The 11,880-nt window shown below is 38.3% G+C and carries 4 protein-coding genes and 3 pseudogenes; 6 read left to right on the forward strand and 1 reads right to left on the reverse strand.

What is annotated here, in order from left to right; translation table 11 throughout:
• Positions 1-75: 75 nt before the first annotated feature.
• A complete protein-coding gene (locus HT715_RS05640) occupies positions 76-261 on the reverse strand; it encodes a hypothetical protein (protein WP_172922856.1) in 186 nt (61 codons plus the stop codon).
• Positions 262-622: 361 nt separating this feature from the next.
• Between HT715_RS05640 and HT715_RS05645 the strand changes: the two genes are divergently transcribed.
• The 6 genes and pseudogenes from HT715_RS05645 (at position 623) to HT715_RS05670 (ending at position 11,869) form a co-directional block, all read left to right on the forward strand.
• Positions 623-850, forward strand: coding sequence for a hypothetical protein (locus HT715_RS05645; protein WP_000576348.1), 228 nt, complete (start codon positions 623-625; stop codon positions 848-850).
• Positions 851-1,137: 287 nt separating this feature from the next.
• Positions 1,138-3,815 (forward strand): annotated as a pseudogene (locus HT715_RS05655) (sialidase domain-containing protein); the annotation flags it as partial.
• Between the two features lie 213 nt (positions 3,816-4,028).
• Positions 4,029-4,571, forward strand: a pseudogene (locus HT715_RS12420) (sialidase); the annotation flags it as partial.
• 716 nt (positions 4,572-5,287) lie between these two features.
• Entirely contained in the window at positions 5,288-8,899 is a 3,612-nt protein-coding gene (locus HT715_RS05660; RefSeq protein ID WP_172922857.1) for a trypsin-like peptidase domain-containing protein, read from the forward strand.
• A gap of 288 nt (positions 8,900-9,187) precedes the next feature.
• Positions 9,188-10,162 (forward strand): annotated as a pseudogene (locus HT715_RS05665) (Rpn family recombination-promoting nuclease/putative transposase).
• A 1,254-nt stretch (positions 10,163-11,416) separates the two neighbouring features.
• Positions 11,417-11,869, forward strand: coding sequence for a YhcH/YjgK/YiaL family protein (locus HT715_RS05670; RefSeq protein ID WP_138707171.1), 453 nt, complete (start codon positions 11,417-11,419; stop codon positions 11,867-11,869).
• Positions 11,870-11,880: the final 11 nt, after the last annotated feature.

Raw genomic sequence — 11,880 nt, forward strand, 5'->3', positions numbered from 1 at the left:
AATACTCTTCGAAAATCTCTTCAAACTACGTCAACGTCGCCTTGCCGTAGGTATATGTTACTGACTTCGTCAGTCTTATCCGGCAACCTCAAAGCAGTGCTTTGAGCTGACTTCGTCAGCCTTATCCGGCAACCTCAAAACGGTGTTTTGAGCTGACTTCGTCAGTTCTATCTGCAACCTCAAAACGGTGTTTTGATCTGACTTCGTCAGTTCTATCTGCAACCTCAAAGCGGTGTTTTGAGCTGACTTCGTCAGTTTCATCTACAACCTCAAAACAGTGTTTTGAGCATCATGCGGCTAGCTTCTTAGTTTGCTCTTTGATTTTCATTGAGTGTAAAAAACAGATGAGTCTCTGTTTTCTTTTTATGGACTATAAATGTTCATCTGAAACTACTTTCAAGGATATTATTATACAAAAGAGTTTCTTGAAACTAAAATCTATTATACTACACTGTATTGAAAGCGTTTTAGAAATGAGGTATAATAAATTTGCTAACACTTATAAAAAGTGATAGAATCTTATCTTTATGTATATTTAAAGATAGATTGCTGTAAAAATAGTAGCAGCTATGCGAAATGACAGATAGAGAGAAGGGATTGAAGCTTAGAAAAGGGGAATAATATGATATTTAAGGCATTCAAGACAAAAAAGCAGAGAAAAAGACAAATTGAACTACTTTTGACAGTTTTTTTCGACAGTTTTCTGATTGATTTATTTCTTCACTTATTTGGGATTGTCCCCTTTAAGCTGGATAAGATTCTGATTGTGAGCTTGATTATATTTCCCATTATTTCTACAAGTATTTATGCTTATGAAAAGCTATTTGAAAAAGTGTTCGATAAGGATTGAGCAGGAAGTATGGTGTAAATAGCATAAGCTGATGTCCATCATTTGCTTATAAAGAGATATTTTAGTTTAATTGCAGCGGTGTCCTGGTAGATAAACTAGATTGGCAGGAGTCTGATTGGAGAAAGGAGAGGGGAAATTTGGCACCAATTTGAGATAGTTTGTTTAGTTCATTTTTGTCATTTAAATGAACTGTAGTAAAAGAAAGTTAAGAAAAGACAAACTAAGTGCATTTTCTGGAGTAAATGTCTTATTTCAGAAATCGGGATATAGATATAGAGAGGAACAGTATGAATCGGAATGTTCAAGAACGTAAGTGTCGTTATAGTATTAGGAAACTATCGGTAGGAGCGGTTTCTATGATTGTGGGAGCAGTGGTGTTTGGAACGTCTCCTGTTTTAGCTCAAGAAGGGGCGAGTGAGCAACCTCTGGCAAATGAAACTCAACTTTCGGGGGGGGGAGCTCAACCCTAACTGATACAGAAAAGAGACAGCCTTCTGAGGAAGGAGAAAATATAACTCTTCCTGCAGAGCATGTAGAGTCTGTTTCAGAGACTGAACTTTCTGGCAATGATCAAGAACAAGAAAGGGAAGATAAGCAAGAAGAAAAAATTCCAAGAGATTACTATGCACGAGATTTGGAAAATGTCGAAACAGTGATAGAAAAAGATGACTTAGAGACGAATGATTCAAATGGAAAAAGAGTAGACTTGTCTGATGAATTAGAGAAAGTAAAGGGACTCCAAAATGCAACTGTTCATGTGGAGTTCAAACCGGCTGCTGATGGTCCTAGTTTTTACAATCTCTTTTCTGCTTCCAGTACAACTAAAGTAAATGAGTACTTTACAATGGCAATCAATAATGGGACAGCTTTGATAGAGGGACGTGGAGCTGATGGTAGTCAATTTTATGGAAGTTATACAGATGCGCCTTTGAAGATTAGACCAGGCAAGTATAATTCGGTTACTTTTACTGTTGAAAGACCAAAAAAGGATAGTCCAAATGGTCAGGTTCGTCTTTATGTGAATGGTGTATTATCTCGTACGAATAAAAAGTCAGGGAAATTCCTGGCAGACATGCCAGATGTGGATAAACTTCAGTTAGGTGCAACTAATAGAGCAGGAGAACTGAAGTGGGGCTCAAATCTCTCTATTCGTAATCTGACTGTATACAATCGTGCTCTAACTCCAGAGGAAGTCAAAAAACGTAGCCAGTTATTTGATGTGACAGATATTGAGCCGTCACTTCCTGAAGGGGCAGTCTTGACAGAGAAGCAAGAGTTGTTTATGAGCGGTGTCAATGGTAAGCCAAATAGTGAAGGAATTAAGAGTTATCGGATTCCAGCTTTGCTACGTACGGATAAAGGAACATTACTGGCAGGGGCAGATCAGCGTCGTCTCCACCATTCTGATTGGGGAGATATTGCTATGGTCGTTAGGAGAAGTGAGGATGGGGGAACTACTTGGCAGCCAACCTTAACCTTGACCAACTTGCGAGACAATCCAGAAGCAAAAGATCCGCAGGCACCATCTCCACTTAATATCGATATGGTCTTGGTTCAAGATCCTACCACAAAGAGAATTTTTTCAATCTACGATATGTTTCCAGAAGGTCGAGCTGTCTTTGGAATGCCAAACAAACCTCAAAAAGCTTATCAACAAGTTGGAGATAAGCACTATCAATTACTATATAAACAAGGGGAAAATCAAGCATATACTGTCCGAGAAAACGGAGAAGTATATGATGCAAATAATCAAAAAACAGATTATCGCGTTGTAGTGGATCCAAAAGAAGAAGCCTACAGAGATAAGGGTGACCTCTATAAAGGAGAAGAGCTTCTTGGGAATATCTACTTTGCTCCATCTGCTAAAAATCCATTTCGTGTAGCCTATACGAGCTATTTGTGGCTTTCCTATAGTGATGATGATGGGAAAACTTGGTCGCAACCAAGAGATATTACACCATCAATTCGCCAAGATTGGATGAAATTTTTAGGAACAGGTCCAGGTACAGGAATTGTGCTTAGAACAGGAGAGCACAAGGGTCGTATCTTAGTTCCTACTTATACCACCAATGCTATCTCCCATCTAAGCGGATCCCAGTCTTCTCGTTTGATTTATTCAGATGACCATGGAGAAACATGGCAGGCTGGAGCGGCTGTCAATGATGATAGGACGGTAGGTAGAAGGAAAATTCATTCCTCAACTATGAATAATAGTCCTGCCCAAAATACAGAGTCAGTTGCTGTACAGTTAAATAATGGTGATGTGAAACTCTTTATGAGAGGATTAACGGGTGATTTACAGGTTGCCACAAGTAAAGATGGTGGGCAAACTTGGGACAAGGAAATCAAGAGATATAATCAGGTTAAAGATGTTTATGTCCAAATGGCTGCTATTCACACCATGCACGAAGGAAAAGAATACATCATTTTAACCAATTCAGGAGGACCTAAACGGACGAATGGAATGGCTCATTTGGCTCGTGTAGAGGACAACGGAGACTTGACTTGGTTACATCATAGACCAATTCAAAAAGGAGAGTTTGCCTATAATTCGCTCCAAGAATTAGGAAATGGGGAGTATGGTATCTTGTATGAACACACTGAAAAAGGACAAAATGACTATACCCTATCATTTAGAAAATTTAATTGGGACTTTTTAACAAAAGATCCGGTATATCCAACGAGTGTAACTATCAGGGACGTTCGTAAATTGGAAACAGAAGAAGAGGATGCAGAACAAGGTATCTTAGCTATGCAATTTGATTCTGAGGTACTAGTGAATTCTATTCCGACTTTGACTTTAGCGAATGGACACAAAGCTACCTTCTTGACCCAAGCAGATCAAAAAACTCTACTTTTCACCTTTAATAAAGAAGATGCAGGTCAAGAAATTACAGGTCTACTGGCCGGTAGAATTGACAGTATGCATGATTTACCAGTTACACTAGCTGGCAGTAGAATTCCTGAAGATGCGAAAGAAAATCCTGTCGAGACCATGAATACAGTAAGAGAAAATGTATCTGAGGAGATGACAGAAAGGAAGTCAGAGAAGGATAAATTATCTTTGGGGTCTTCAGATAGAATGGTAGCAAACTCTCCTCTTACTTCTTTTGCTCCTCGTTACCTCCAATCTTATGTAGGAGATGTTATTAAAACTGAGACTAAAGTTCCAATAACGACTGGTTGGAAGCAAGAAAATGGTACGTGGTATTTTTATACATCTGCTGGTGAAGTGGTGAAAGGCTGGCATCAGGAAGCGGATAAATGGTACTACTTGAGTTCTACTGGTGCGATGGCAACTGGTTGGGTCAGAGATGGTAATCAATGGTATTATTTGAGTGAGAGTGGAGCAATGTCTACTGGCTGGGTTGAATCCAGTGGTGTGTGGTACTATCTCAATGCTAACGGCTCAATGGCAACTGGTTGGGTCAGAGATGGTAACCAATGGTATTATTTGAGTGAGAGCGGAGCAATGTCTACTGGCTGGGTTGAATCCAGTGGTGTGTGGTACTATCTCAATGCTAACGGTTCAATGGCAACTGGTTGGATAAAAGATGGAGACCATTGGTACTATCAGGAATCATCTGGTGCAATGAAGGTAAATCAATGGTTCCAAGTTGGAGACAAATGGTACTATGTCAATGAAAGCGGAAGATTAGCGGTTAATACTATAGTAGATGGTTATAAAGTTAACTCCAATGGGGAGTGGGTCAACTACTAGAACCTTGGATGTTGATGAATAACTGAGACATGTTTTGTCCGTCATAGAGATAAAAAGTTTATTTAGATAGTTTTCGTAGAAATTTCTACTTTAAGAAAAAGTCAATTTAGATGAGCTCTTATTGCCGGGTAAATGCCTTGCTAGTCGTAAATAAACTGTATATTTCCGACTTACTTAGGACTGGATACCACTAGTCGCAACTTAACAGTTCGCTTTAAGTGTTAAAATGCATATAGCTAGTTATTGGTTATATGCGTTTTTGTTCTTGATTATTTTATTTCTGTCTTGGAATATAGGTAAAATTATAGTAAAATAAAATTCTGTAAATCATGTTGGTAGATATACAGGAAGAAGAGTGTATTGTTGACAATACAGCACATAGAATCCAACATGTCCTTATACTCAAAAAATCAAAGAGCAAATTAGGAAGCTAGCCGTAGCCTGCTCAAAACACCGTTTTGAGGTTGCAGATAGAACTGACGAAGTCAGCTCAAAACACCGTTTTGAGGTTGTAGATGAAACTGACGAAGTCAGCTCAAAACACCGTTTTGAGGTTGCAGATAGAACTGACGAAGTCAGTAACATATACATACGGCACGACAAGGCTGACATGGTTTGAAGAGTATGGAACAATCATAACTTATTTGAAGATTTTAAAAGATTGTAAGCTATTATATCTGGATAAATAAGTATTAGAAACTAAAGTGAGGAAAAAGATGTTTTTATATTTAAAAGGTTTAGGAAAATTTCGTAAGTCAAAAGCTTATGGATTGGTGGGATGTCTGGCATTAGTGAGTATGATTGGATTATCGGTTCCTGATTTACCAGTTATTGGTGGTGGGGTCGTTTATGCTGACGTTATTCAAGGTGGCGATGATATAAAAGATGTGAGCGTTCATGAGAAGTCCGCTGAGGGTGTTGCTATGACTTATACCACTTATGATAGTGGTACGAGTGGGAAACAAACCGCATCAGGTAGCGGTGTCTTTGTAGCGCCGAATGTCATGGTAACAGTAGCTCATAACTACTATGATAAAAACCAAGATGATAAGTCTGCGGTCTTGCGTGGTGGGGCGTCTGCTCGTAGTTATGTTGTGATGAACTCAGACACAGAGAAAAGTAACAAAGTACCGACATCAGGAGTATCAGAAGCTCTTGAAAAAGACTCTATTCACTTATATAACGGCAAAGACTTTGGTAAAGACTATAGCAACGACTTAGCAGTAGTGGTAACTAAAAAGCCTGTAGAAGCTATGACGGGTGGTGAGGACTCTCCAAGAGAGTTGAGCCATAAAGAGGTTTCTACTGGTGATAAAATCACTATGGTCGGATATCCCAATGATTTTTCTACTCCAAATTTAAGTAAAGAAAATAAAGCTCGCTTGAAAGACGGTAAGGCTTATTCAGTCTCAACAACTGTGAGCAGTATCAATAAAGAGAGCGGTGCAGTCACTTATCATTCCTCAGCTTTGGGAGGTTTTTCAGGTGCTCCTTTGTTTAATGATAAGGGAGAGGTAGTCGGTATCCACCAGCACGGAACAAATACTTCAAACGCTCCTGAGAGTGAGCGTATTGGCGGTGGTACTATCTTTACGGAAAAGCACAGAACTTGGATTCGTTCTATGATTGATAAATATGGTATAAAGGGTTGGTATATAGATGGTGCAAACCGTTACTATTATGATGAAAATCACAGAGCCTTAAAAGACGTAGAGTATGAGATTGACGGTGCTTTGTATCGTTTTGATGAAAAAGGTCGAGCGACTTTAGTAAAAGGTGAAGAAAAAGGCCGCGTTCTACTTCGAGTGGAAGATACTAAAGGAACTCCTTTGATTTCAGATAAGGTTGTTCAGGAAGGTCCTGTTGGAAGTGGTTTGAATTTTCATTTAAGACAAAATCCAGACTTCAAACAGTTAATAGCAACTTCCCCAACAGCTAAAGTGGTATCTTACAATGGAGTTTCTGTCAACAAACTAGTAAGTGATACTAGTTGGTCTGATGAGTATGTCAGTAAGTTAGCTTTAGGTAATACCATTATAAAAGCTGTTGTTGACTCAGTAAATCCTTCATCTACTTCGTCTTCTGATTTCGCAAGAACGGAGGTTGGTAAGGTTGACTTGAGTGGCAAATCCAACTTACCTATGCCTAGTAAAGAGGTGTTACAAGCTCCGAATGGCTCAGAAAATTTCTATGCTACAACGCACATTCAAACGCCAGATGGGTCGGGGTCAGGTACTTTAATTGCACCCAATTTGGTGTTAACAGTCGCTCATAATTTTTTAACAGTTAAAGGTTCTGAGGTCGTTACGAAATCTGGTCGCACCAATACAGTGTATAAAGCAACCTTACCGAATGGGTTGTCTGTGCATTTTTCAGATGATGATATTGTTTATTGGAATAAAAAAGATTCCGTATTTGGATTTAAAAATGACTTAGCCTTGGTTCGACTAAAAGAAGATTTCAAAGCGGTATCTCCTGTAGAGATGGTTTCTGAGTCAACTTCTATCGCTAAGGGTGAAAAAGTTTCGGTTTATGGTTTCCCGGACGGTCGTTTATCTCCAGTCTTGGATAGTGAAGTTGTAGATACTACTGATTTCGGTTCAGGTATTGAGGGTATCAGCTATGAAGGCACAAAACCCGGAGCGTCTGGCGGTGGTCTTTATAATGACAAAGGTACTTTAATTGGAGTTCACCAAAATGGTGTTGTAGGAAGCCGCAGTGGTGGTTTGGTTTTATCAAAAGAGCAACTGGATTGGGTTCGTTCTTATATTGAAGGTAAACCAAAAGAGCCTGTCTATGTAAAAGATGAAGTTTTGGTGGATGAGAAGGATAAGGATAAACTTCCTTCAACTCCAAAAGACGAAAAACCAAGTACACCTAAAATAGAGTCTGATAAAGATAAAGTAGAACCTCCTCTCAAACCGCAAAAGGAGCCGAAAACAGAGGTTATTACCACTTACGAAGGTGATAGTACCCTTGAGGTTGGAAAAGAGCGTACAGAGGATACTAAGGGTGAAAAAAAAGGTGTTCCACTTATTTACCGAGTAGTGTATAAAGGTACTAAGCCGAAAGTAGAAAAAGAATCGATTGCTTTTGATACTCTTTACCAAGGAGATGAAACAAAAGAGCTTGGTTTCCGTTCAGTTGTAGAGGGTAAAGGAGGGGTGGTTACTCGAACTACTACTTATCAAGTAGATAAGTATACAGGAGCGGTATCTTCTCAAGTTTCTGAGAAGAAAATAGCTCCTCAATCCAAGGTGATTACTTTAGGTATTAAACCCAACAGTGTCATAAAAGAACTTCCGATTACAGAGCGTTTTGAGGACTCCGAAGAGTTAGAGAAAGGGAAAACGGAGGTTGTTTCGGAGGGGTATGTAGGTAAAGAAGTTACTAAGGTGACTTATAAGGTCTTAGCTGATGGAAAGATTGTTGAAAATTCTCGTACAGTCGAGGTTACACCTATGAAAGAACGTGTGGTTCTTAAGGGTGTGAAGGAAGTGGTGTCATCGACGGAAGAAAACTCAAGTAATCTCAAAGAGGAAGTGGTATCTCCAGATAAAGTAGAGTTTCTAGTTCCAAAAGATGCGCCAATCAGAGAAGAACTGCCTGCGTCTAGTGAGGAATTTTCAGAATCAGAGGTTTTAGTATCGGGAGAAAAAATACCAGGCGACCTTGGGAAGTCTATAGTATCTTCAAAAGAACTAGTCCCTGAAAGAGTGGAAGTTCCAGACTTTGTGGCTAAAGTTACAGGTGGAGAAAAATTGACAGTAGAAGGGCACCGAGATGAGAGAAAAATAAAGACTCCATCAAAACAGGAAAGATTATCTAGCCCAGAAACCACTGCTCAATTCACAACGAACGGGACAGGTTCGTCATCGTTAACAGCTGTTTTTGGCGTTGAAGCGGATAACATGTCACTTTCTACTGTTGAACATTCTGTTATTACATATAATCAACAAAGAGGATGGCATAAGATAAATAATCAGTGGTATTTTAGAAATTCCGATGGGAAAGAACGGACAGGCTGGATGAAAGAAAATGATGCATGGTATTATTTTGATGCGAATGGAATCATGCAAACCGGTTGGATACAGGATACAGACGGTAATTGGTATTATCTCAAGGATAATGGCATGATGGAGGTAGGCTGGTTCCAAGATTCAAGTGGCGCGTGGTACTACTTAGGATCATCTGGTTCCATGGAATCCAATACATGGATTTATTATAAAGGAAAGTGGTACTATATCGATGCTTTTGGGAAACTACTTTTCAATTCGCTAACACCAGACGGCTATAGAGTGAACGAGTACGGGGAATGGATCAACTGATTTTGCTTTATGACCTATTGATGAGCAAGCGAGTAGTATAAAAAACATTAGAATTAATAGTCTAGGAAGTGGTAAGAGTTCTCTAAAACGGCTGATTTTGTAATCTTTTTTGTAAAATAGAGTCTTTAATAAATAATATGAGCAAGATTTATCTCTTTACAAGTGATTAGGATTAATAATTTTTAACTTTCTCGCTCCTTTTGTCTTTCTTTTCCGAATAAATAGATAGTAGCAGTAAATCTAGTAAACCTAGATTTAAAAATGTGCTATAATGAAAGGAGAGGAAATATGATTCTAAGACATCCGGGCATTAGCCCGACCAATGATTTGGTTGCTAAGAAAATCTTTAGCAACCCAGAAATCACTTGTCAATTTATCCGCGATATGCTGGATTTACCAGCAAAAAATGTGACCATTTTGGAGGGAAGCAATATTCATGTCTTGACTTCCATGCCCTATTCGGCGCAAGATTTCTATACCAGTATAGATGTTTTGGCGGAGTTGGATAATGGTACGCAAGTTATCATCGAAATTCAGGTTCATCATCAGAATTTTTTCATCAATCGTTTATGGGCTTACTTGTGCAGTCAGGTCAATCAAAATCTTGAAAAAATTCGTCAACGAGAAGGTGATACTCATCAGAGTTATAAACACATCTCACCAGTATACGCTATCGCAATTGTGGATAGTAACTAGTTCTCAGATGACTTGGCTTTTCATAGTTTTAGCATGCGAGAGGATTCGACAGGTGAGGTTTTAACAATTACAAACAATGGACAGGAAAACCATCTAGTCAAGATGGCGTTCTTGGAATTAAGAAAATACAGAGAAACCAGCAAAGACAAGGTTCGTAAACCATGGTTAGAGTTTTTCGGGAATAAACCCTTTACCCAGCAGCCCGAGCGAGCCATCAGCCAAGCAGATCAACTGCTGGACTACAAGAGCTGGTCCGAGGAGGATAGGAAAATGTTTAGTGAACAACGCAGGCGAGAAGAACAAGCCATGTTAGCACAGGACTATGCTTTGGAGCAAGCTGAGGAAAAAGGTTTAGAGAGAGGTCTTGAACGTGGTCGCGCAGAGGGGATTGAACAAGGCATCGAAAAAGGTTTAGAACAAGGACTTGAACGTGGGAAAGTTGAAGGAAGTTTGTCTATGCTACTAAATCTAGTCCACCAAGGACTTCTGACTTCCGAGGTTGCCAGTCAGCAATTGGGCATGACTGTTGCTGAGTTTGAAGTATTATTGAAAGACCATCATAAATAAGAATGTTGAATCTCAAATTCAAGTTAGGCAGAGAGAAGAAATTTTCAGAGAGATTTGCGATCCAACTATTTTTTAGGACAATCATTGCTTCACCTCTCGATGAAGGCAACTTTTTTAGAAGTCGTTTTTTTAGGTAAGAGGATTGACTTTAGGAAATCATCTACGAGTCAGTTTTTTTAAGTCCTCATATAGAGACTCTAGGCATAAAATCTTAAAAATCACAAACACGCATAGTATCAGGTAATTAAAAAAACTTGATATTATGCGTTTTATAGTGCATTGAATCTATATTAGGACACAACAATTCTTAAATCATTGTTAGAAATTGGTTTGAATTTTCCAATCAATTTGTTCGATTTTTACATCATTGCATTATATCATGCGACTATTAACCTTGTCTTCTCCTAAAATTGACTTTCTTGTTTTCTTATCTTGTCCACTCGAAACAAGTATTGTAAGAATTTGATTATTTTTGAAAGTACTTTTAATATATTTGATATAGTTAAAAAAGATTTGAAACTAAATTCCAAATTAGAAAAAGACTTGAAATACTAAAAAAAAAAAGTATACTCTAATTGGAAACGGTAACAAAACTAATTTAGAGAATGAAATATAGAGTATTTCTCTCTTAAAAGTTTTTGGTGAAACGAGATGTAGAAAGGAGATTTAGCCAAAGAGTCTACTAGTGCTAGAATAATAGATTAGAATTATTTTAGAAAAACTAATACTCAATGAAAATCAAAGAGCAAACTAGGAAACTAGCCGCAGGCTGTACTTGAGTACGACAAGGCGACGTTGACGCAGTTTGAATTTGATTTTCGAAGAGTATAAGTGAGCAGCTTATAAATTCAATTTCCCAAATAGATTCATACTAGTATCTTTTGCAAAAAATAAAGGGCGGACTTCCTTCATGAATATCAATTTCATCTATAAGGAAGGTAGCTCATTGAACTAACTTATTTATTCTGTTTGTCGCTAGAAAAATCAGACCTCCTTGTGAAGATTGAGGAGATACTGAATGAAAATCAAAGAAGAAACTAGCAAGCTAGCAGTAGATTGCCCAAAACACCGCTTTGAGGTTGTAGATAAGACTGACCTATATAATCCAAGGTGAAGCGACTGTGGTTTGAAGAGATTTTCAAAGAGTATAGGTTAGAGAGTGTAGTGTTTTTATGTCCTTCTAGTAGAAAATGCTAGACAGAAGAATGGGGAACTTGGATAGGAAAAATAGATTGAGAAAGGAGGTTAGAAGAGATGATTATTACAAAAATTAGCCGTTTAGAAACTTATGTGGGAGTAAATCCACATTTTGCAACATTGATAGATTTTCTAGAAAAAACAGGACTAGAAAATTTAACAGAAGGTTCGATTGCTATCGATGGTGATCGATTGTTTGGGAATTGCTTTACTTATCTAGCAGACGGTCAAGCAGGAGCCTTCTTTGAAACTCACCAAAAATATTTGGATATTCATTTAGTTTTGGAAAACGAAGAAGCCATGGCTGTTACGTCGCCAGAAAATGTAAGCGTTACCCAAGAGTATGATGAAGAGAAGGATATTGAATTATACACAGGGAAAGTGGAACAGTTGGTTCATTTGAGAGCTGGCGAATGCCTCATCACTTTTCCAGAAGATTTACATCAACCCAAGGTTCGTATAAATGATGAACCTGTGAAAAAAATTGTCTTTAAAGTTGCGATTTCTTAATGTAGAAAGAG

It is taken from the genome of Streptococcus sp. 4155, assembly GCF_013276695.1.
GTDB lineage: Bacteria > Bacillota > Bacilli > Lactobacillales > Streptococcaceae > Streptococcus > Streptococcus pseudopneumoniae.